We start from the raw sequence: 20,794 nt of genomic DNA, 5'->3' as shown, positions 1-20,794 counted from the left end.
CATGATCACCGCCACCCCGAACCGTTATGCGCTTCTGGCCGATATCGGCGGCACCAACACCCGGGTGGCGCTCTCCGAGCACGGGCGGCTCCTGCCCGAATCGATCCGCCGCTATGCCAATGCGGGCCAACCCGCGCTGGAGCCGATCCTGGCCGCCTATATGCAGACCGAGGGCGTCTCCGATCTGGCAGGCGCCTGCGTCGCCGCCGCCGGTCCGGTCCGCGATGGCACGGCGCATATGACCAATCTGTCCTGGGTGATCGAAAGCGCCGCCATCGCCCGTGTCACCGGGGCCGAGACGGTCGCCGTGCTGAACGATCTGCAGGCGCAGGGCCATGCGCTGGGCCATCTCGCCCCGGACGCGGTGGCGACCGTGCTGCCCGGTCAGCCCGCGCGGCCCGGCTCGGCGCAGCTTGTCATCGGCGTCGGCACCGGCTTCAACGCCGCCCCCGTGCACGAGGCCCCGGGCGGACGCATCGTCACCGCCTCGGAATGCGGCCACATCACCTTGCCCACGGTGACGGACGAAGACATCCGCCTGATGCGCTTTGTCGAGGCGGCGCATGGTTTTGCTGCGGTCGAGGACGTGCTCTCGGGCCGCGGTCTGGAACGCGTCTTCGCCTTCGCCGCCGCCGAGGCCGGGCAGCCGCACAGCCGCACCGCCGCCGAGGTGATGGCCGAGATCACCGCCCGCAGCCCGCTTGGCCTTGAAACCGCGCGCATCTTCGTGCGCCATCTGGGCGCGGTCGTGGGCGATCTGGCGCTGATCCACCTGCCCTTCGGCGGCATCCATCTGTGCGGCGGCGTCGCCCGCGCCTTCACCCCGCTGCTCGCCGAGTTCGGACTCGCCGCCGCGATGCAGGCCAAGGGCCGGTTTTCCGACTTTCTCGCCGCTTTCCCGCTGCGGGTGATCGAGGATGATTACGCCGCGCTTGTCGGTTGTGCCGCCCATCTGCACGCGCTCGCGCCGCGGATCTGAGCGAACTCCGTAAAAGGCGACAGGTTGGGGCGGAAAAACCCTGTGTCGTCAAACCTTATTTAACCCGCAGCCGGTAGACCTCTTTCATGCAGGAATGAAAGGGGAACACGTGTCCGTTTTCCAAACCCATATTTTGGCGAGGTCGGAATGACCACGATTGCCCTCGCCTCCCGGCTCGACCTGTCTCAGGTCACACCGCTCGCCACGGCCTTGCGCGGTGCGACCGGAACCGATCTCGTCCTTGATGCCTCGGCCGTCACCCATCTGGGCGGTCTTGCGCTGCAAGTCCTCGCTTCCGCCGCCAAAAGCGCCCGGCAGGCCGGAACTTCCCTCATCATCACGCCGCGCTCGGAGGCTTTCGACGACGCTCTTGCCGTCTTCGGTGTCTCCGCCGCGGATCTTCAAACCGGAGAGGCCGCATGAGCCTGACTGTTCTGGCGGTCGATGACAGCCGCACCATCCGCGACATGCTGAAACTCGCTCTGACCGACGCGGGGATCACGTTGCACCTTGCCGAGGACGGGGTCCACGGGCTCGAGGTGCTCGATGGAATCGCCCCCGATGCGATCATTTCCGACATCAACATGCCGCGCCTCGACGGCTTCGGCTTCATCGAGGCGGTGCGGGCGCAAGACAAGCACCGGGCGACGCCGATCCTGGTGCTGACCACCGAATCGGCGCCCGAACTCAAGGCGCGTGCCCGTGCGGCCGGGGCGACCGGCTGGATCGTGAAGCCTTTCGACCCGCCGAAGCTGGTCAAGGCGCTGCAAATGGTTACCGGCTAAGGAGAGCGTGATGGCAACGGACCCGATGGCAGAAATCCGGGCCAGTTTCTTCGTCGAATGCGAAGAACTGCTCGAAAGCCTGCAGGATGCGCTCTCCGACATGGACGAGGGCAACCATGACAACGAGACGATCAACATCGTCTTTCGCGCGGTCCATTCCATCAAGGGCGGCGCGGGGGCCTTCGGTCTCGATGCGCTGGTCGGCTTTGCCCACCGCTACGAAACCGTTCTGGACGAGCTGCGCTCCGGCCGCATGACGATCACGCCCGAGGCGATGAAGCTGTTCTTCCAGGCGGCCGACTTCCTGCAAGACCATGTCCGCGCCGCCCGCGACGCGGCTCCGCCGCCGGATGGCTCGGAAGACTGCCTCGTCGCGCTTGAAGCGCTGATCGGCGGCGGGGCCGGTCCGGTGGTCGAGGAAGAGGTGACGGATTTCCAGCCGATGGGGCTCGCCTTCGATTTCGGCCCGGTCGAGGAAACCCCGTCGACCCCGGTCTGGACGGTGCGGTTCCGGCCCTCGGCCGCGCTTTACAGCTCGGGCAACGAGCCGCTGCACCTGCTGCGCGCGCTCGGCAAGCTCGGCAGCTGCACCATGCGCTGCGATCTGTCGCGCCTGCCGCCGCTTGAAACGCTCGATCCCGAAAGCTCCTGGCTCGACTGGACGGTCGAAATCGCCGGTGACGTCACCGATTTCGACATCCGCGAGGTGTTCGACTTCGTCGAGGATGTCTGCGAGATCGAAATCACCCAGGGCGCGGCGGAAACCGCGTCGGCCGATGCGGGCGGGTTCTCGCTGCCCGATTTCGGCGCCCCCGGCCTGCCCGATCTGCCGCCGCTGGCGCAGGATCCGCAAGATCCGGTTCCGCTCGCCCCCGCTCCGGCGCCGCAGGCCGAGGTCGTCCCCCTGCCCAAGTCCGAACCCCGGGCCGAGGTCCCTCCGCCCCCTTTTGTCGCGGTTGACCAGACGGCGGCCCCGGCTGGCGGCGCGGCCCCGCGGGAAGCCGCTTCCGAGCCCTCGGCGACGGTGCGGGTCGATCTCGACCGCATCGACCGGCTGGTCAACCTCGTGGGCGAGCTGGTGATCAACCAGGCGATGCTGGCGCAAAGCGTGGCCGAGGCCGGGCTGCCGCCGAATTCGGCGGTGATGACCGGGCTTGAAGCCTTCATGATGCTGACCCGCGACATCCAGGACAGCGTGATGATGATTCGCGCCCAGCCGGTGAAGCCGCTGTTCCAGCGCATGGCGCGGATCGTGCGCGAAGCCTCGGGCGCCGTCGGCAAGGAGGTGCGTCTGCGCACCGAGGGCGAAGCGACCGAAGTCGACAAGACGGTGATCGAACGGCTGGCCGATCCGCTGACCCACATGATTCGCAACGCGGTCGATCACGGGCTCGAGCGGCCGGACAAACGCCGCGCCGCGGGCAAGACCGCCGAAGGGGTGATCACGCTCTCGGCCCAGCATCGCTCGGGCCGGGTGGTGATCGAGGTTGCCGATGACGGCGCCGGGATCAACCGTCCGAAAGTGCGCGAGATCGCCATCTCCAAGGGGCTGATCCCGCCGGATGCGCAGCTGAGCGACAGCGAGATCGACAACCTGCTGTTCCTGCCCGGCTTTTCGACGGCGGATCAGGTCTCGGCGCTGTCGGGCCGCGGCGTCGGCATGGATGTGGTGCGTCAGGCGATCCAGTCGCTCGGCGGTCGGATCACCATCCATTCCGAACCCGGCAAGGGCACGCGCTTCTCGATCTCGCTGCCGCTGACGCTGGCCGTGCTGGACGGCATGGTGGTGAATGTCGCGGGCGAAACCCTGGTGGTGCCGCTCTCGGCGATCCTGGAAACCGCGACGCTGACCGACGAGGATATCCGCGCGCTGGGTCCGAACACCAATGTCATCCATGTCCGGGGCGCCTTCGTGCCGCTTTATGACCTCGGGGCGGAACTTGGCTACCGGGCGCCGAAATCCAGCTATGCGGGCGGCATCGTGCTGCTCACGGCGCAGGAAAACGGCACCCGCTCCGCCCTTGTCGTCGACTCGATCCTCGAACAGCGGCAGGTGGTGATCAAGGGGCTGCAACGCAGCTATGGCCATATCCCCGGCGTTGCCGCCGCCACCATCCTCGGCGATGGTCAGATCGCCCTGATCCTCGACCCGCCCGATCTTGTTCAAAACGCTTCCGGACGTACCCGGAGCCCAGCCTTCGCTCTTGCAGGATGACCGCCATGACCCTGGAAAAAAGCTCGCAAAACTCCTCCGAAGTCGAACTCCTGTCATTCCGGCTTGCGGAAGAAGAATACAGCGTCGACATCATGTCCGTGCGCGAAATCCGCGGCTGGACCCGGGCGACGCCGCTGCCGCATGCGCCCATGCATGTGCGCGGCGTGATCAACCTGCGCGGCACCGTGCTGCCGGTGGTCGATCTCTCGGTCCGGCTCGGCATGGAACCGGTGGTGGGCGATGCCCGCAATGTCATCATCGTGGTGCAGGTGGGCTCGCAGACCGCCGGCCTTCTGGTCAACGCGGTCTCCGACATCCTGGCGCTGCCGCGCACCGAACTGCAACCGCCGCCGGAGCTGGCCGCCGATTGCGCCCACAGCTTCATCGAGGCGCTGACCATCGTCGACGGCCGGATGATCCGGGTCCTCGACCTCAGCGCGGTGTTGCCTGATGAGAACGCCGAGGCGGCATGACCCAGCATCAACCCCACCTGGCGGTTCCGCCCGCTCCGAGCGAAAGCGAACTGACGGCGATCGCCCGCGTTCTCTATGAGCAGGCCGGGATCGTCCTTGCACCGGGGAAGACCTCGATGGTGCAGTCGCGGCTTGGCAAACGCCTGCGCGCCCTTGGGCTGAAGGATTATGGCAGCTACATCCGCCTGATCACCTCGGACGAGGGCCACGAGGAACGGCGTGCGATGGTCTCTGCCCTGACCACGAATGTCACGCAGTTCTTCCGCGAAAACCATCACTTCGAGACCCTGCGCTCGACGACCTTGCCGCCGCTGATCGAACAGGCGCGCGCGGGCAAGAAGGTCCGGATCTGGTCGGCAGGCTGTTCGACCGGGCAGGAAGTGTTCTCGATCGCGATGGTGCTTGCCGACATGGCGCAGGACCTGGCCCGGCTCGACATCCGGTTGCTGGCCACCGACATCGATCCGCAGATGATCGCCCGCGGTCGCGCGGCGGTCTATGAAGAGAACACGCTCGCGACGATCCCGAAGCCGCTGCAGCGTTTTGTCACCGTCGAAAGCGACGGCGTCCATATCGTGCCGATGCTGCGCAACCTGGTGTCGTTCCGCGAACTGAACCTGCACGATGCGACCTGGCCGATGCGTGGCCGGTTCGACGTCGTCTTTTGCCGCAATGTCGTGATCTATTTCAGCCCGGAAGATCAGCTCCGCCTCTGGCGTCGCTTTGAATCGGTGCTCACCCCGCGCGGATGGCTCTTCGTCGGTCATTCCGAACGCGTCCCGCTCGACCCGCCCTGCCAGCTCTCGACAGCCGGCATCACAACTTACAAGCTTCCCAAAGCGGAAAGCCCGATCGGAGGCCCGAAATGGCACTGAGAGATCAATTGAGGGTCATGGTGGTGGACGACATGTCCACCAGCCGAGGTCTGATCACGCAAGCCCTGGACGCGATGGGGATCCGGCAGGTCGGTTATGCGACCGACGGGCCGCGGGCGCTGCAGATCCTCGAAAAGACGCCGGTGCATCTGGTGATCTCGGATTACAACATGCCCGGCATGGACGGGCTGCAGCTGCTGCATGCGCTGCGCAGCAATCAGCGCACCAAGGGGCTCGGCTTCATCCTGATCACCGGCCGCGCCGATCGCGAAATCATCGACACCGGCAAGCGTCTGGGGATGAACAACTTCCTGAAGAAGCCCTTCACGCCGCAGGAACTGCGCGGCTGCATCGAAGCCGTGGTGGGTCGGCTATGATCGAGCTCCCCAGCATCGCCTCCATCCCCATCGAGCGCAGAGATCTGCCGCTCGATGCCCTTGCGGCCCGCATCGGAGACGAGCTGGACACGCTCGCCCGGCTCTCGTCAGAGGTGCAGCGTGCGATTTCGCTGTGCCATTTCGCCGATCACACAGATGCGGCCGCAATCCGCGGCCTGCAGGGGATCGACCGGATCACCCAGGCGCTGGAGGATCTCGGCCGTCTGATGTCGGCCGTGTCCACGGAAATGCCGCAGGACGTGAAGCTTCACGCAGTGCCGATCCTGTCGCGCCTGCGCCTGCACGAGCTGGCGACGAATCTCGACCCCGAACAGCAGCGGCACGAGGTCCAGCAAGAAGAGCAAGGGGAGATCCAGTGGTTCTGAGATCACACGAACCACCGGCTCTTCCTGTTGCGCAGCTGGTTGCCCCGGTCGACCGCTGACGTCCCGAACCTGAGCGCCAGAGCGCACCGATGTCGACCTGCCGGTCGCGTCGGTGTTTTTTTATGCGCGGTCGCAGCGATCAGCACAGCAAAAAGCCCCGGATTGACACGATCCGGGGCCTTGCCTGTCGTCCTGGCGCTCAGAACAGCTCGACGCCGTTGCCCGCCGCCATCACCGGCGGCGTCTCGACGACCCGGGTCTCGCCCAAGAGCCGCTGCCGCGCCCGGCCGGTTCCGGGCCAGAATTCGACCCGCCGCGCCTGCGTTCCGCCCAGGCTCTGCCCGGTGCATTCGATCCCCTCGCGGCGCAGGAAATCGAGCACGAATTCCGCATTCTTCTGCCCGACATCGGTCAGGCCCGCGATCATCCGACCGCCGCCGAACACCTTCGCCTTCAGGCGCTTGCGATTGGCGCCCTCCTTGATCAGCGCGTTGATCAGCAATTCCATCGCGTTGACGCCGAACCGCGCGGAATTGAGCGAGGCCCCCGCGCCGTCGGGCAACAGGAAATGGTTCATCCCGCCGACCTGGCCGCTCTCGTCATAAAGACAGGTCGCGACGCAGGACCCGAGAATGGTCGAGATCGACGCCTCGGCCCCCTTGGCGGTGATGAATTCGCCCTGCGCGATATGGAGGGTTTTGTGAGGTCCTGCCATGATTATTCCCTCCGTGACGATTTGAACTGCATCTGACTGCCGGCGCAAAGCTGCAGCACCGACTGGGACATCTTGCCGATCGGCACCGCCTTTTCGGCGGCCCCGATCTCGATCGCGGCGCGCGGCATGCCGAAGACGACACAGGTCGCCTCGTCCTGCGCGAGGCAGCGGGCCCCGGCCTGGCGCAGGCGTTTCATCGCTTCGGCGCCATCGCGTCCCATCCCCGTGAGCATCACGGACACCACCTTCTGCGCGATCGGCACGGCCGATTCGAACAGCACCTCGACCGAGGGGCGGTGGCCGTTGCGCTTGTCGCTGGCGACAAGCTTGCAACGCGGCGGATCCGAGGGGCTGACCGCCAGATGGTAATCGCCCCCCGGCGCCAGATAGACCGTGCCCGGCACCAGCGGCGCCCCATCGCGGGCCAGCTCGACCGTGGGCACCATCCGCCCGTCCAGACGGCGCGCGAAACTGGCCAGGAACCCTTCCGGCATGTGCTGGGTGATCAGGGTCGGCGGACAGTTGCGTGGATAGCCCGAGAGCAGCGTTTCCAGCGCATCCACGCCGCCGGTCGAAGACCCGATCAGCACGACTTTCCCGTTCCACTTGAAGTCCTGGGCCGGGGCGATCTGGGCGCGCGGTCCCGGACTGCGCAGCCGCGCATTCGCCGCCGCGACCAAGAGCTCGGCCAGGTTCAGGAAAGTGTCCGAGAGCCGGTCGAAGCTCGGCTTGCCGACGCATTCGACCGCACCAAGCGACAGCGCTTCCAGCGCCGCAGCCGAGCCTTTCTGGGTTTCGGTGGAAATCATCACCACCGGCATCGGCCGCAGCCGCATCAGCTTTTCGAGAAATTCAAGCCCGTTCATCCGGGGCATCTCGACGTCAAGCGTCAGCACGTCGGGGGACAGGGCCTTGATCTTCTCGCGCGCCTCGAAAGGATCGCTTGCCTCGCCGACCACGACGATGCGCGGATCCGCGGCCAGCTTGGTCCGGATCAAGGCCCGAATGGTCGGGGAATCATCGACGATCAGAACGCGTTTCGGTGTCATTTCATTTCCCGTTTATGGCGACGGTGCGCCCATTTTCGGTTCAGTCTCAAAAGTCGACCCATTCGCTCCCGTCTTCGGCAATGGCCAGCGCGCCAAGACTGCGCGGCGGCCTGGAGGCTTTGGGGGGCCGCAGCTTCACTGGCGGCGCGACGACCGCAGGCGGCGTCACGACCGCGTTGTCAGGTTCGGGCGCCCGGAAGCGCGCCGTCGTGGCGGTCAGCGCCTGCACGCCGCGGCTGAGCGCCTGCGCGGCGGCCGTGGTTTCCTCGAACATCGCGGCGTTTTGCTGCGTCACCTGATCCAGTTCGATCATCGCGCGGTTGATCTCCGACAGGCCGGTCGATTGTTCGCGCGCCGAGGAGGCGATCTTCGACACACGCCCGGAAATGTCATTGACCGAGACCAGGATGCCATCCAGCGCCTGCCCGGTCTGACCGACCAGATCGACCCCGACCTGCACGTGATCCGAGGAGGCGCTGATCAGGCCGGAAATCTCCTGCGCGGCGGCCGAGGACCGCTGCGCCAGCGCCCGCACCTCCGAGGCGACGACGGCAAAGCCGCGCCCGGCCTCGCCCGCCCGGGCGGCTTCGACGCCCGCGTTCAGCGCCAGCAGGTTGGTCTGGAAGGCGATGTCTTCGATCACCCCGATGATGCGCGAAATCTTTTGCGACGATTCGGCGATTTCGCCCATGGCAGAGACCGCCTGCTGCACCACCCGCCCCGAGCTTTCGGCGCCGATCCGGGCCCGTTCGACCACCTGATCCGCCTCGGAAATGCTCGCCGTCGCGGCGCCGATCGAGGTGGTCAGCTGGTCCAGCGCGGTCACCGTCTCGGCCAGCGTCGCCGCCTGCCGTTCGGTGCGCTGGCTCAGATCCGAGGCGGCATTGGTGATTTCGCTCACCTCGCCGTCGATGCTTTGCGCATTGTCGATCACCACCAGCATCGCCGCGCCAAGCGTCGTGGCGGCATTGTTGAAATCGGTCCGCAGCTGTTCGTATTCGGGCGGAAATTGCTGCCCGATCCGGCTGCCCAGATCGCCCCGGGCCAGATCTTCCAGACCGACCCGCAGGGCCTCGACCACGCCGCGCTGCTCGGCCAGCATCGTCTCGTTGCGCGCCCGCGCCCGCTCCAGCGCCGATTGCGCCTCGGTGATGTCATTGGCGATCAGCACGATCTTGAGCATGTTGCCCGCGCGGTCCGGCACCGGCGTGACGCTGCCTTCGGCCACCACGCGCGCGCCATCGGCCCGGATCAGCGCGAAGCGGCCGATCACCGGCTCCAGCCGTTCCAGACGCGACCAGAACCCGGCCAGCGCCCCCTCGCCCTCGATCAGCCCCTCGTGGCTGCGCCCGGTCAACGTCGCCTCGGTCTCGCCAAGCGCCGCCAGCAGATTGGCATTGCCGCGCGCAACCCGGCCCGCGGGCGAAAATTCGAGCATCAGCTGCGTGCTGTCGAGCGCGTTCAAAAGCGCCCGGGTCATCCGCAGCTCGGTCACGTCGCGCCATTCGACGACAAAGCCCAGCTGCGCGCCATCGGGCGTCCTGATCTCGGAAAAATCGACGCCAAACCGGCCTTCGCCCACCGCGACATCGCGCCGGAACGGCAGCTGCGCCGGATCCTGCAGCCGGGCCTCGATCTCGGCGCTCAGCGGGTAAAGCGCGGCAAGCGATTGTCCCACCAGGGTTTCGGGCTGCAAATCGGGCTGCCGCAGGCGGAAATCCGGCAGTTTCACCTCCACCAGCCTGATCAGCGCCGTATTCACATAGGTGATGGTCAGATCGGAGCCGACCACCATCAGCGCCGCCGAGGAATTGCGAAACGCCGTCCCCTGCACCATCGCCGCATGGCGGGTGGCTTCGGAGGCGGCCAGATCGCCGCGCAGGGCCTCGACCGCCTGGGCGATCTCGCCGACCTCGTCCCGCGATCCGGTGCCGGGAACGCGCAGCGCATGATCGCCCCGGCTGATCCGGTTGACCGCCGCCGCCAGATCGTGCAGCGGACGGGCGATCCCGCGCGCCATCCAGGTCGAAATCGCCGCCAGAACCGCAATCAGCAAAGCCGCATTCACACCAAGCTTCTGCGCCAGTTCACGCGCCGGGGCAAACAATTCGCGGTCGGACTGCTCGACCACCAGCGCCATCGGACGGCCGAAGATCTGCAACGGCGCATGCACCGCCAGAACGCTGCCGCCCTCGACGCCCGATTGCTCGATCCGCCCGGTTGCCCCCGCCAGCGCGGCGGTCACGGCGGGGGTTTTCACCGTCGCTCCCGGGCTCACCGAAGCGCCCGCCCGCAACGGGGACTGCAGAATCCCGCTGCCATCGACCAGATAGGCCTGCCCGGTTTCGCCCAGCGATTGCGGGGCGGTGATCATCTGCAGCAGCGGATCCAGCCGCGCCGCAAAGGCCACGACACCCAGCGAAACGCCTTCGGCACTGCGCACCGTCTGCGCCAGATAGACGACAGGGACGCCCCCCGGCCCGGCGGAAACGAAGTCGGAGATCTGCGGCACCTGCTCGGAACTGGCCAGCGCCTGCGCGACAACCCGGGCGAGCGGGCTTTGCTGCAGCGCCGGATCGGTCAGATCGGCGGCGAATTCCGGCCCCTTGCGCAGCGAATAAAGCACCCGCCCCTTCGGATCGACAAAGAACAGATCGGCCAGACCGCGTTCTTTCGACTGCGTCACGAAGCCCGGATGCGCGCGCCGGTGAATGATCCCGAAATCATTGATATCGCCTGCGAAATCAAGCTTCCAACGCTCTGCCTCGGGGTTCGGGTTGGTCTCGACCCACGCCTTGCGCAGATTGTCGGCCGCCCCCGCGCCCAGCATCTTCCAGGCGCCCGAAAAATCGCGCATCAGCCGCGCGGTGCCCTGATTGACCGCCATCGCCCGCAGCTCCGACTGCACCTGATCGGCCCAGCCCTGCGCGCCCTGCGCCCGGGTCTGCAACGTATGCTCAAGGCGCTGGCTGCCCTGTTCCAGCAGCAGATTGCGCGCCTCCCGATAAGAGGAAACGCCCATCACCGCAAGCGCGCCCACGGCAATCGTCACCAGCATCAGAGGCAGCTTCAAGCGCAGCTTGAGGCTTTTGAAAAAGGGCATTCCGGATCTCCAGCGCAGCGCCCGGGCGGGCAAAACGAGGCCGTGCCCCGGGGCACTCGTCGGAACATGACCGGAACTTTTGAAGATTCACTTAAGCGAAACGGGTGTTTGCGCTCTTTTCTTGCGCAAGATCACACCGCCAGCCGGGCCCGCAACAGCCCGAGACGACGGCTGAATTCCGACCCGCGCAGGGCCCCCGCCGCGATCCGCTCGGGCGCGGCCGCCGCGCGGTGCAACACCGCCGCGGCCTGCCAGCCGCTCAGCGCCGCCAGCCGCGCCCCGGCGGGGGCCGCCCGCAGGGCCGCTTGCGCCGCATGCAGCCGCGCCGTGCCGTCACGCGCCAGCAAGGCCAGCGCGTCAGGCGTCGCCCCCGCCAGCGTCAGCCGCCCCCGCGCCGTCAATTCCGGCAGCGCGATCAACCAGTTCGCCAATCCCGCCGCGGCGCCGTGGGCATGCAGCACCGCCTCGGACCCGGCGCCCAGACAGGCCCCGGCGGCGGCACAAACCGCCCCCGACGTCGCGTCAAGATAATCCCAGAGCCGCGCCGCATCGGCAAAGGCCTCGCCGTGACAATCGGCACGACGCGCCTCGGCCACGGCGATCAGGCCGCGCAGCGCCGCCGCGGGCAGAAGCTCCAGCGCCGGTCCGATCTCCTGCGGGACCGGCCTGCCCTGATCGGCCAAGGCCCCCAGCGCGTCGATCCACCATTGCAGCCGCATCTCGGCCACCAGCGGCTCGGCACTGGCCCAGGGCGCCTGCGCAATCGCCAGATTGGCGGCGTAAAGCGCGAAAAGCGCCGCCCGATCCGGCGCGGGGCAAGCCATGACGGCGGCAAAGCGGTCGGGGTCGCCCGCCGCCAGCCGCTCGGCGCAAAGCGCGACCGGATCGCTCATGCCGGTTGCGCCCCGTCGCGGATCAGCTTCCAGATGATCGCATCCAGAAGCGCCTCGAACGAGGCGTCGACGATGTTCGGACTGACCCCCACGGTCGACCAGCGCTGGCCGTGACCGTCCTCGCTGTCGATGATGACGCGGGTCACGGCCTCGGTGCCGCCCTGGGTGATGCGGACGCGGAAATCGACCAGTTTCATGTCCTCTATGCAGCCGGTATAGGGGCCCAGATCCTTCACCAGCGCTTTCGAGAGCGCGTTCACCGGGCCGCGGTCATGCCCCTCGGCATCCATGCTTTCGGAAACCGACAGCATCTTGTCGCCGCCGATCTTCACCACGACGACCGCTTCGGACACCGAAACCATCTGGTCATAGCGGTTCTTGCGGCGTTCCACGATCACGCGATAGCGTTTGATTTCAAAGAATTGCGGGCAAAGTCCCAGCACGCGCCGCGCCACCAGCTCGAAGCTCGCCTGCGCGCCGTCATAGGCATAGCCGCGATCCTCGCGCGCCTTGATCTCGTCCAGGATCTGCGCCAGCCGCGGATCCTTCGGATCGACCGTGATCCCCATCGCGGCCAGCCGCGCGCGCAGGTTCGACTGCCCGGCCTGATTGGACATCGGAATAAGCCGGGTGTTGCCGACCGTCTCGGGCGCGATATGTTCGTAGGTCGACGGGTCTTTCAGGATCGCCGAGGCATGCAGCCCCGCCTTGTGCGCGAAAGCCGAGGCGCCGACATAGGCGGCCGAGCGCAGGGGCACCCGGTTCAGGATGTCGTCCAGACGGCGCGAGAGCCGTGTGATGCCCGTGAGCTTCGCCTCGGAAACGCCTGTTTCGTAACGGCTTTTGTAGGGTTCCTTGAGCAGCAGCGTGGGGATCAGCGTGGTCAGGTTGGCATTGCCGCAGCGCTCGCCCAGACCGTTCAGCGTGCCCTGCACCTGCCGCGCGCCGGCGTCGATCGCGGCCAAGGAATTCGCCACCGCCGTTCCGGTGTCGTCATGGCAATGGATGCCCAGGTGATCGCCCGGCACCCCCGCGGCGATGACCGCGGCGGTGATCGTGCCCACCTCGGCGGGCAGCGTGCCGCCGTTCGTGTCGCACAGGATTACCCAGCGGGCGCCAGCCTGATAGGCGGTCAAACAGCAGGCCAGCGCATAGGCGGGGTTTGCCTTGTAGCCGTCAAAGAAATGCTCGGCGTCAAACAGCGCCTCGCGCCCTTCGGCCACCATATGGGCGACGGAAGCGCGAATGTTTTCAAGGTTTTCCTCAAGCGAGATCCCAAGCGCGGCGGTGACATGGTAATCATGCGTCTTGCCCACCAGACAGACGGCGGGCGTGGCCGCATTCATCACCGCCGCCAGCACGTCGTCATTCGCGGCCGAGCGTCCGGCGCGTTTCGTCATGCCAAAGGCGGTGAAGGTCGCCCGCGTTCTGGGCCGCGCGTCAAAGAAATCGCTGTCGGTCGGGTTCGCCCCCGGCCAGCCGCCTTCGATGTAATCGACGCCGATGTCATCCAGCGCCTGAGCAATCGCGATCTTTTCCGGCACGGAAAATTGCACGCCCTGCGTCTGCTGGCCGTCGCGAAGCGTGGTGTCGTAAAGGTAAAGCCGTTCCTTGGCCATCACAGCCCCTCCAGCTTCGCGGCGTCAAAGCCGGGGCCGGGCAGCAATTCGACGCCCGCTTTCGACATCCTCACCTCGACCCCCGCCGCCATCAGCGCCGATTTCAGCGCATCGACCGGGGCGAAGTCCTTGGTTTCCATCGCTTTTGCACGCAGATCGGAAAGCTTCGCGGCAAAGCCCGACAGATCAACCTCGGGCGCCTTCGCCCAATCGCCCATCTCGTCCAGCAAAAGCCCCAGCATCTGCGCCGAGCCCTTGAGGAGCGCCGGTTCCCCGGTCAGCCCATGCAGCACCGCGAGCGCGCCCGCGGTGTTCAGATCATCGGCCAAAGCCTCGAGCACGCCGGGCGCCACCTCATGCGAGGGTGCCACCCCCGCCGTCAGCGCCCGCCATTTGCGCAAGGTCGCCTCGGCCTGCGCGGCCTTTTCCGCCGTCCAGTCCATCGGCTTGCCGTAATGCGTCTGCAGGAAGACAAACCGGATCACCTCGCCCGGGATGCCCTGATCCAGCAGATCCCGCACGGTGAAGAAATTGCCCAAGGACTTGGACATCTTCTTGCCCTCGACCTGCAGCATCTCGTTGTGCAGCCAGACATTGGCGAACCCACCCTCTGGATGGGCGCAGCAGCTTTGCGCGATCTCGTTTTCATGGTGCGGGAATTGCAGGTCGATCCCGCCCGCGTGAATGTCGAAACTCGCGCCCAGCAGTTCATAGGACATCGCCGAGCATTCGATATGCCAGCCCGGACGGCCACGGCCCCAGGGGCTGTCCCAACCCGGCAGATCCGCATCCGACGGCTTCCAGAGCACGAAATCCATCGGATCTTCCTTGAAGGGCGCCACCTCGACCCGCGCCCCGGCGATCATGTCATCGACCGAGCGGCCCGAAAGCGCGCCATACTCGGTGTAGCTGCGCACGCGAAACAGCACATGGCCGTCCTTGGCATAGGCGTGGCCGCGGACGATCAGATCGGCGATCATCGTGATCATCGCGCCGATGTAATCGGTCGCCCGCGGCTCGTGATCGGGGCGAAGCGCGCCAAGCGCGTCCATGTCGGCGTGATACCAGCCGATCGTCTCCTCGGTCCGGGCGCGGATCAGCTCTTCCAGCGTGCCGGGGGCGCCCGCCTCTTTGCGCGCCAATGCGGTCGCGTTGATCTTGTCGTCGACATCGGTGAAATTGCGCACATAAGTCACATGATCCGCGCCATAGACATGGCGCAGAAGCCGATAGAGCACGTCAAACACCACGACCGGCCGCGCATTGCCCAGATGGGCGCGGTCATAGACGGTCGGCCCGCAGAGATACATCCGCACATGTCGAGGATCGAGCGGGCGGAACGTTTCCTTGCGGCGGGTCTTGCTATTGTGCAGGCGGATCATCGGCTTCCTCGCAACTTTGTCCCTGCGGATTAGCGCAATTGCAGGCGCGAGGAAACAGCAGAACCGCTTACGCCGCCACCGCCTGCGGCTTCGGGGCAAAGGGTTCGATGGTCAGCGACGCCCCCTCGAAGACGCAGAACGACCCGGGCGGCACCGGGGTCCAGTCGCCCTCGCCATCCTCGAGCGGTTCGGAGACGACGGCGCGGCCCTGCCGGGTGTCGGACCAGCGGTGATAAAGCGTCGGCGCCAGATCGTCGCTGGCGTAACGGACCGCGTAAAGCCGCTGGCCATCGGAAAAGGCCGCGGTCAGGCGCATGTGCGGCCCCTGCCCGCGTTCATGCGAGAGCGATTCCAGCCGTGCCGTCGCCCGTTCGAGCGCGGCCTTAGGATCATCATCCAGCCCCTCGGCCAAGGCGAGCAGAAACAGCGCCTCGCTGTCGGTGGCGCCCTTCCTGTGCGGGTAAAGATGATCGGGGATCAGCATTTCGCCTGCGCGGCGAAAGGCGTTGTAACCGCCGATCTGGCCGTTGTGCATGAAGCTCCAGCGGCCGACGACGAAGGGGTGACAGTTGTTCCGGCTGGTCGCCGTGCCGGTCGAGGCCCGCACATGCGCGAGGAAAAGCGGGGATTTCACCTGCGCCGTCAGGGATTTGAGGTTCGGGTCCGACCAGGCGGGCATGACATCGCGGTAAAGCCCGGGCTCGGGGCGCTCGCCATACCAAGCCAGACCGAAGCCGTCGGCGTTGATCGCCGTATGGCATTGCGTGGCGCAATGGCTCTGGTGGATCAGCGAATGTCCCGGCTTCGAGACGATATCTTCAAGAAAGATCGGTTCCCCGACATAGGCTGCCCAACGGCACATTTTCCGGCCCCAAACAGGCGGTTGCTCCGCCCCGGTTGGCGTTGACATGATGCTGTTACAGTAACGCAATCCGGGACGGGGCGAAAGTCAGGCGTTCTCCTCGACGATCACGAGATCGCGTTCGGACGCCCCTTTGGCATGCGACAAAGCGGCCTGATAGGCCTCGGAATTGTAGCAGGCCACAGCGGCTTCCAGGCTGGGGAAGCGCGCCACCACATTGCGGGCGCGGTCATTGCCTTCAAGCTGCACATAGCGGGTGGCGCGGGCGAGGAAGACCCCGCCATGCGCCGCAATCGCCGGACCGGCCGCGGCGGCATATTTGCCGTAAGCCTCGGCATCAAGGACCTTCACATGGGCAATCCAGAGCGCCGAGGGCATCACAGCGCCTCCAGCATGGCTTTGACCGCGGCGACGGCGTCGTCCGCCTTGGCCGGATCGGCCCCGCCCGCCTGCGCCATGTCGGGCCGACCGCCGCCGCCCTTGCCGCCAAGCGCCGCCGCCGCGATCTTGACGATCTCGACCGCGGAAACGGTGCCGGTCTTGTCCGCCGTCACGCCTGCCGCGCAGGCCGCCTTGCCGCCGGTATCGGCCACCACCAGCACCGCGCCCGAGCCGACCTTGTCCTTCAGCCCATCGACCAGCGCCGGAAGATCCTTGCCCGAAACGCCGGACACCACCTGAGCAATGAAGCGCAAGCCCTTGATTTCGATCACTTCCTGGCCACCAGCCGCACCGCCGCCCATGGCCAGTTCCCGGCGTAGCTGCGCCACCTCATTGGCCAAGGCCTTGCGTTCCTCGGCCAGCGCCTTGACCCGGTCGGCCACTTCCGCGGGCGAGGTTTTCAGCAGGCCCGCCACTTCAGCCAGGCGCGCGTTCTGCGCCTTGAGCCAATCCAGCGCCGCCTGCCCGGTCAGCGCCTCGAAGCGCCGCACGCCAGCCGAAGACGCGCTTTCGCCAAGCGCGACAAAGGCGCCAATGTCGCCCGTGCGCTTCACATGCGTGCCGCCGCAAAGTTCCAGGCTGTAGGTCCGCCCGTCATGCCCCTTGCCCGAGCCCAAAAGCTCGCCCATCGAGACGACGCGGACTTCATCGCCGTATTTCTCGCCGAACAGCGCCTGCGCGCCAAGGCCGCGGGCATCGTCGGGCGTCATGATCCGGGTCTCGACCGGGGTATTCTGCCGGATGAAGGCATTCACCTCGGCCTCGACCGTCATCAGCTCTTCGGCGGTCATCGCCTTGCCGTGGCTGAAGTCGAACCGCAGCCGGTCTTCGGCATTCAAGGAGCCCTTTTGCGCGACGTGATCGCCAAGCGCACGGCGCAGCGCCTCGTGCAGAAGGTGCGTGGCCGAGTGGTTCGCGCGGATCGCGGAACGCCGCGCGTGATCGACCTCCAGCTTCGCGGGCTGGCCCCTCGTCACCTTGCCCTCGACAACCTCGCCGATATGGATGAACACACCCGCGACCTTTTTCGTGTCGGTGATGCGGATCTCGGCGCTGTCGGTGCGGATGATGCCGTGATCGCCGACCTGACCGCCGGATTCGGCATAGAACGGCGTCTGGTTGACGACGATCTGCACCGCGCCGGTGGCCTCGGTCACTTCGGCGCCCTCGATCACCAGCGCCTGGATCTGCCCCTCGGCGGTTTCGGTGTCATAGCCGAGGAATTCGGTCACGCCCGCGCGTTCCGCAATCTCGAACCAGAGCTTCGCATCCGTGGCCTCGCCCGAGCCCGACCAGCTCGCCCGCGCCTTCGCCTTTTGCTCCTCCATCGCGGCATCGAACCCCGCGGTGTCGACGGTGCGGCCCTTTTCGCGCAAAGCATCCTGCGTCAGATCGAGCGGGAAGCCATAGGTGTCGTAAAGCTTGAAGGCGGCAGGGCCCGGCAGTTCCGCCCCTTCGGGCAGCGCGGCAAGCTCGTCATCGAGCAGCTTCAGCCCGCGTTCCAGCGTGACCTTGAACCGGGTTTCCTCGAGCTTCAGCGTTTCCTCGATCAGCGCCTGGGCGCGGACGAGTTCCGGATAAGCCGCCCCCATCTGCCGCACCAGCGCCGGCACCAGCTTGTGCATCACCGGGTCTTTCGCCCCCAGCATATGCGCATGCCGCGCGGCGCGACGCAAAATCCGGCGCAGCACATAGCCGCGGCCGTCGTTCGAGGGCATCACCCCGTCGGCAATCAGGAACGAGGTCGAGCGCAGATGGTCGGCGATGACGCGATGATGCACCTTGCCCGCCCCGTCCGGATCGGCCGAGGTCGCATGGGCCGAAGCCTCGATCAGGCTGCGCATCAGATCGGTGTCGTAGTTGTCGTGCTTGCCCTGCAGCAGCGCGCCGATCCGCTCCAGCCCCATGCCGGTGTCGATCGACTGCATCTCCAACTCGACCATCGAGCCGTCCTCGAACTGCTCGTTCTGCATGAAGACGTTGTTCCAGATCTCGATGAAGCGGTCGCCATCCTCGTCCTTGGAGCCGGGCGGGCCGCCCCAGATATGGTCGCCGTGATCAAAGAAGATCTCGGTGCAGGGGCCGCAGGGCCCGGTCGGCCCCATCTGCCAGAAATTGTCCTTGGTGGGGATGCGGATGATGCGCTCATCGGTCAGCCCCGAAACCTTCTTCCAGATCGCCGCCGCCTCGTCATCGGTGTGATAGACGGTGACCAGCAGCTTCGATTTCGGAATGTCGAAATCCTTGGTCAGCAGCTCCCAGGCATAGGTGATCGCCTTTTCCTTGAAGTAATCGCCAAAGGAAAAGTTGCCGAGCATTTCGAAGAAGGTGTGGTGGCGCGCGGTATAGCCGACGTTGTCGAGGTCGTTGTGCTTGCCGCCCGCGCGGACGCATTTCTGCGCCGTCGTCGCGCGGACGTAATCGCGCTTTTCCACCCCGGTGAAGCAGTTCTTGAACTGCACCATGCCGGAGTTGGTGAACATCAGCGTCGGGTCGTTGCGGGGAACCAGCGGAGAGCTTTCCACCACGCGGTGACCGTTCTTTTCGAAGAAGGCAAGGAAGGTGGACCGGATGTCGTTCAGACTGGGCATGGGCAAGCCTTTTTTGCGGATTTCCCCCCGTTTAGCGGCCCGGCCCGGCCCTGTCCAGAAAGCAAAACGGCCGGGGGGAACCCGGCCGTCGCACTGCACCCTTCTGGTGCTGCTGCAAAGCGCAGCGGGCCTTGCGGCCTTACTCTTCGGTCAGATCTTCCGCGGTCGGATCGACACCGAATTCCAGCCCGTGGCTGGCCCGGATCTTGTCCTCGATCTCATAGGCGATGTCGGGATTGTCGCGCAGGAATTGCTTGGCATTCTCGCGGCCCTGGCCGATGCGCTCGTCGCCATAGGAATACCAGGCGCCCGATTTCGCCACCACGCCCGCCTTGACGCCCAGATCGACCAGCTCGCCGACCTTGGAAATGCCCTCGCCGTAAAGGATGTCGAATTCGACCTCGCGGAAGGGCGGCGCCACCTTGTTCTTCACCACCTTGACCCGGGTCTGGTTGCCGATCACCTCGTCGCGGTCCTTGATCGCGCCGGTGCGGCGGATGTCCAGACGCACCGAAGCGTAGAATTTCAGCGCATTGCCGCCCGAGGTCGTCTCGGGCGAGCCGAACATCACGCCGATCTTCATCCGGATCTGGTTGATGAAGATCACCATGCAGTTCGACCGCCCGATCGAGGCGGTCAGTTTCCGCATCGCCTGGCTCATCAGCCGGGCCTGCGCGCCCACGGTCGCATCGCCCATGTCGCCCTCGATCTCGGCCTTCGGCGTCAGCGCCGCCACCGAGTCGACGACGACCAGGCTCACCGCGCCCGAGCGCACCAGCGTGTCGACGATTTCCAGCGCCTGTTCCCCGGTGTCGGGCTGCGAGATCAGCAGATCTTCCAGACTGACGCCCAGCTTCTTCGCATAATAGGGGTCAAGCGCATGTTCGGCGTCGACAAAGGCGCAGACTCCGCCCTTTTTCTGTTCTTCCGCAATGCAATGCAGCGTCAGCGTGGTCTTCCCCGAGCTTTCCGGCCCGTAGATCTCGACGATCCGCCCCTTCGGCAGACCGCCGATGCCAAGCGCAATGTCCAGGCCAAGCGAGCCGGTCGAGGTGGCCTCGATCTCCGGCGGCGGGGTGTCGCCGCCAAGCTTCATGATCGAGCCCTTGCCGAACTGCCGTTCGATCTGCGCAAGGGCCGATTCCAGCGCCTTTTGCTTGTCTGCCTTGCCTTTGTCGTTCATCTCGAACAAGCCCGTCGTTGCCATCTGTCGTCCCCTTATCCCACAGGGCGTGCCGCGCGGCAATCGACCGAGCGCACCGCATCCGTTCCTGTCTTGTTCTCATGGTATGAGTACAATTGCGGAACATTGCAATCAAATTCTCCACAATCAGCCTGCGCCCGCAGGGTTAAGAAAAGGTTATCCCCGGCGCGACGGCACGCGGCCCGGCTTTACCGCGCCGGGGTCTTTCAGTAAGCAGAGGCGAAATTTGTCGGGAGGCACCGGAACATGCTGATTTTCTGGGAACAACGACTGGTCTTTCTGGCAACGCCCAAGGCGGGTTCGACCGCGGTCGAAGTGGCGCTCGAATCACTCGCCAGCGTGTCGATGCAGCGCCCCGCCCCGATGAAGCACATGAGCGCCACCGACTATCATCAGGTTCTGGCGCCCTGGCTGGCGGCGCGGGCGGGGGCGCCCTTCACCACCGTCGCGCTGATGCGCGAGCCGATCGGCTGGCTGCGCTCCTGGTATCGCTTCCGCACCCGCGACGACATGGAAGACCCCGATCACCCGATGGCGGGCCGAAGCTTTGACGCTTTCGCACAGGATTACATGGCGCCGACGCCGTCACCGCAGGCCGATATCGGCTCGCAAGCGGCGCATCTGTGCGGCCCCGACGGCACGCCGCGGGTCGATCGCATCTTCCGCTACGAGGAAATCGACGCTTTCGTGCATTTCCTCGAAGACCGGCTCGATTGCGCGATCACGCTTGCGCGGGTGAACGTGCCGCCCGCGGCGGATGTGGCACTGCAGCCCGAGACCGAGGCGGCGCTGAAACAGGCGATGGCCGCCGATTTCCGGCTTTACGACAGCCTCGCCTGAGCGCC

19 protein-coding genes are annotated in these 20,794 nt (G+C 66.1%); 9 read left to right on the top strand and 10 right to left on the bottom strand.

All coding sequences use genetic code 11. The features are described from left to right. Position 1 precedes the first annotated feature (1 nt). From RCAP_RS08770 to RCAP_RS08735, 8 genes are all read left to right on the top strand, one after another. On the top strand, positions 2 to 979 hold the full coding sequence (locus RCAP_RS08770) for a glucokinase (RefSeq protein WP_013067492.1): 978 nt from the start codon (positions 2 to 4) through the stop codon (positions 977 to 979). 147 nt (positions 980 to 1,126) lie between these two features. Continuing rightward, positions 1,127 to 1,402: an STAS domain-containing protein gene (locus tag RCAP_RS08765; protein ID WP_013067491.1), complete on the top strand. Its 276-nt coding sequence runs from the start codon at positions 1,127 to 1,129 to the stop codon at positions 1,400 to 1,402. Further along, a complete protein-coding gene (locus tag RCAP_RS08760; protein WP_013067490.1) occupies positions 1,399 to 1,764 on the top strand; it encodes a response regulator in 366 nt (121 codons plus the stop codon). Before RCAP_RS08765 ends, RCAP_RS08760 begins: the two co-directional genes overlap by 4 nt. Positions 1,765 to 1,774: 10 nt before the next feature. Beyond that, a complete protein-coding gene (locus tag RCAP_RS08755) occupies positions 1,775 to 3,979 on the top strand; it encodes a chemotaxis protein CheA (RefSeq protein ID WP_013067489.1) in 2,205 nt (734 codons plus the stop codon). 5 nt (positions 3,980 to 3,984) lie between these two features. After that, entirely contained in the window at positions 3,985 to 4,452 is a 468-nt protein-coding gene (locus tag RCAP_RS08750; protein ID WP_013067488.1) for a chemotaxis protein CheW, read from the top strand. Then, positions 4,449 to 5,327, top strand: a complete 879-nt coding sequence (locus tag RCAP_RS08745) for a CheR family methyltransferase (protein ID WP_013067487.1) — start codon at positions 4,449 to 4,451, stop codon at positions 5,325 to 5,327. Before RCAP_RS08750 ends, RCAP_RS08745 begins: the two co-directional genes overlap by 4 nt. Then, positions 5,318 to 5,704 (top strand): response regulator, encoded by a 387-nt coding sequence (locus RCAP_RS08740; RefSeq protein ID WP_013067486.1) that lies wholly within the window; start codon positions 5,318 to 5,320, stop codon positions 5,702 to 5,704. Before RCAP_RS08745 ends, RCAP_RS08740 begins: the two co-directional genes overlap by 10 nt. Then, a complete protein-coding gene (locus RCAP_RS08735; RefSeq protein WP_013067485.1) occupies positions 5,701 to 6,090 on the top strand; it encodes a hypothetical protein in 390 nt (129 codons plus the stop codon). Before RCAP_RS08740 ends, RCAP_RS08735 begins: the two co-directional genes overlap by 4 nt. A gap of 199 nt (positions 6,091 to 6,289) precedes the next feature. Here the strand turns inward: RCAP_RS08735 and RCAP_RS08730 are convergent, their stop codons facing one another. The 10 genes from RCAP_RS08730 to recA form a co-directional block, all read right to left on the bottom strand. Continuing rightward, the gene (locus RCAP_RS08730) at positions 6,290 to 6,805 is read right to left on the bottom strand and encodes a chemotaxis protein CheD (RefSeq protein ID WP_013067484.1); all 516 of its coding nucleotides are present in this window, start codon (positions 6,803 to 6,805) and stop codon (positions 6,290 to 6,292) included. Between the two features lie 2 nt (positions 6,806 to 6,807). Next, the gene (locus RCAP_RS08725) at positions 6,808 to 7,854 is read right to left on the bottom strand and encodes a protein-glutamate methylesterase/protein-glutamine glutaminase (protein WP_013067483.1); all 1,047 of its coding nucleotides are present in this window, start codon (positions 7,852 to 7,854) and stop codon (positions 6,808 to 6,810) included. A 46-nt stretch (positions 7,855 to 7,900) separates the two neighbouring features. Beyond that, on the bottom strand, positions 7,901 to 10,957 hold the full coding sequence (locus tag RCAP_RS18465) for a methyl-accepting chemotaxis protein (RefSeq protein WP_013067482.1): 3,057 nt from the start codon (positions 10,955 to 10,957) through the stop codon (positions 7,901 to 7,903). Positions 10,958 to 11,088: 131 nt separating this feature from the next. Next, positions 11,089 to 11,850, bottom strand: a complete 762-nt coding sequence (locus RCAP_RS08715; protein WP_013067481.1) for a squalene/phytoene synthase family protein — start codon at positions 11,848 to 11,850, stop codon at positions 11,089 to 11,091. After that, the gene (gene cimA, locus RCAP_RS08710) at positions 11,847 to 13,469 is read right to left on the bottom strand and encodes a citramalate synthase (protein ID WP_013067480.1); all 1,623 of its coding nucleotides are present in this window, start codon (positions 13,467 to 13,469) and stop codon (positions 11,847 to 11,849) included. The genes RCAP_RS08715 and cimA overlap by 4 nt, the downstream gene beginning before the upstream one ends. Next, complete coding sequence (cysS, locus tag RCAP_RS08705; RefSeq protein ID WP_013067479.1) at positions 13,469 to 14,851, bottom strand: cysteine--tRNA ligase; 1,383 nt, start codon at positions 14,849 to 14,851, stop codon at positions 13,469 to 13,471. The genes cimA and cysS overlap by 1 nt, the downstream gene beginning before the upstream one ends. Before the next feature lie 67 nt (positions 14,852 to 14,918). Continuing rightward, the gene (locus tag RCAP_RS08700; RefSeq protein WP_013067478.1) at positions 14,919 to 15,713 is read right to left on the bottom strand and encodes a class II glutamine amidotransferase; all 795 of its coding nucleotides are present in this window, start codon (positions 15,711 to 15,713) and stop codon (positions 14,919 to 14,921) included. 87 nt (positions 15,714 to 15,800) lie between these two features. Next, positions 15,801 to 16,091, bottom strand: a complete 291-nt coding sequence (locus RCAP_RS08695) for a DUF1330 domain-containing protein (protein ID WP_013067477.1) — start codon at positions 16,089 to 16,091, stop codon at positions 15,801 to 15,803. Next, positions 16,091 to 18,745, bottom strand: a complete 2,655-nt coding sequence (gene alaS / locus RCAP_RS08690) for an alanine--tRNA ligase (RefSeq protein WP_013067476.1) — start codon at positions 18,743 to 18,745, stop codon at positions 16,091 to 16,093. The genes RCAP_RS08695 and alaS overlap by 1 nt, the downstream gene beginning before the upstream one ends. A gap of 139 nt (positions 18,746 to 18,884) precedes the next feature. Further along, entirely contained in the window at positions 18,885 to 19,952 is a 1,068-nt protein-coding gene (gene recA / locus RCAP_RS08685) for a recombinase RecA (RefSeq protein WP_013067475.1), read from the bottom strand. Between the two features lie 243 nt (positions 19,953 to 20,195). Here recA and RCAP_RS08680 point away from each other — a divergent pair, with 243 nt between their 5' ends. Then, a complete protein-coding gene (locus tag RCAP_RS08680) occupies positions 20,196 to 20,789 on the top strand; it encodes a hypothetical protein (RefSeq protein ID WP_013067474.1) in 594 nt (197 codons plus the stop codon). The last annotated feature ends 5 nt before the right edge of the window (positions 20,790 to 20,794 follow it).

The organism is Rhodobacter capsulatus SB 1003 (assembly GCF_000021865.1).
Taxonomy (GTDB): Bacteria; Pseudomonadota; Alphaproteobacteria; order Rhodobacterales; family Rhodobacteraceae; genus Rhodobacter; species Rhodobacter capsulatus_B.
This window is presented reverse-complemented; position numbering and strand designations above follow the sequence as displayed.

Coding starts and splice junctions, on each gene's coding strand:
- RCAP_RS08770 (WP_013067492.1), top strand. CDS start 2: ATGATCACCGCCACCCCGAACCGTTATGCGCTTCTGGCCGATATCGGC.
- RCAP_RS08765 (WP_013067491.1), top strand. CDS start 1,127: ATGACCACGATTGCCCTCGCCTCCCGGCTCGACCTGTCTCAGGTCACA.
- RCAP_RS08760 (WP_013067490.1), top strand. CDS start 1,399: ATGAGCCTGACTGTTCTGGCGGTCGATGACAGCCGCACCATCCGCGAC.
- RCAP_RS08755 (WP_013067489.1), top strand. CDS start 1,775: ATGGCAACGGACCCGATGGCAGAAATCCGGGCCAGTTTCTTCGTCGAA.
- RCAP_RS08750 (WP_013067488.1), top strand. CDS start 3,985: ATGACCCTGGAAAAAAGCTCGCAAAACTCCTCCGAAGTCGAACTCCTG.
- RCAP_RS08745 (WP_013067487.1), top strand. CDS start 4,449: ATGACCCAGCATCAACCCCACCTGGCGGTTCCGCCCGCTCCGAGCGAA.
- RCAP_RS08740 (WP_013067486.1), top strand. CDS start 5,318: ATGGCACTGAGAGATCAATTGAGGGTCATGGTGGTGGACGACATGTCC.
- RCAP_RS08735 (WP_013067485.1), top strand. CDS start 5,701: ATGATCGAGCTCCCCAGCATCGCCTCCATCCCCATCGAGCGCAGAGAT.
- RCAP_RS08730 (WP_013067484.1), bottom strand. CDS start 6,805: ATGGCAGGACCTCACAAAACCCTCCATATCGCGCAGGGCGAATTCATC.
- RCAP_RS08725 (WP_013067483.1), bottom strand. CDS start 7,854: ATGACACCGAAACGCGTTCTGATCGTCGATGATTCCCCGACCATTCGG.
- RCAP_RS18465 (WP_013067482.1), bottom strand. CDS start 10,957: ATGCCCTTTTTCAAAAGCCTCAAGCTGCGCTTGAAGCTGCCTCTGATG.
- RCAP_RS08715 (WP_013067481.1), bottom strand. CDS start 11,850: ATGAGCGATCCGGTCGCGCTTTGCGCCGAGCGGCTGGCGGCGGGCGAC.
- cimA (WP_013067480.1), bottom strand. CDS start 13,469: ATGGCCAAGGAACGGCTTTACCTTTACGACACCACGCTTCGCGACGGC.
- cysS (WP_013067479.1), bottom strand. CDS start 14,851: ATGATCCGCCTGCACAATAGCAAGACCCGCCGCAAGGAAACGTTCCGC.
- RCAP_RS08700 (WP_013067478.1), bottom strand. CDS start 15,713: ATGTGCCGTTGGGCAGCCTATGTCGGGGAACCGATCTTTCTTGAAGAT.
- RCAP_RS08695 (WP_013067477.1), bottom strand. CDS start 16,091: ATGCCCTCGGCGCTCTGGATTGCCCATGTGAAGGTCCTTGATGCCGAG.
- alaS (WP_013067476.1), bottom strand. CDS start 18,745: ATGCCCAGTCTGAACGACATCCGGTCCACCTTCCTTGCCTTCTTCGAA.
- recA (WP_013067475.1), bottom strand. CDS start 19,952: ATGGCAACGACGGGCTTGTTCGAGATGAACGACAAAGGCAAGGCAGAC.
- RCAP_RS08680 (WP_013067474.1), top strand. CDS start 20,196: ATGCTGATTTTCTGGGAACAACGACTGGTCTTTCTGGCAACGCCCAAG.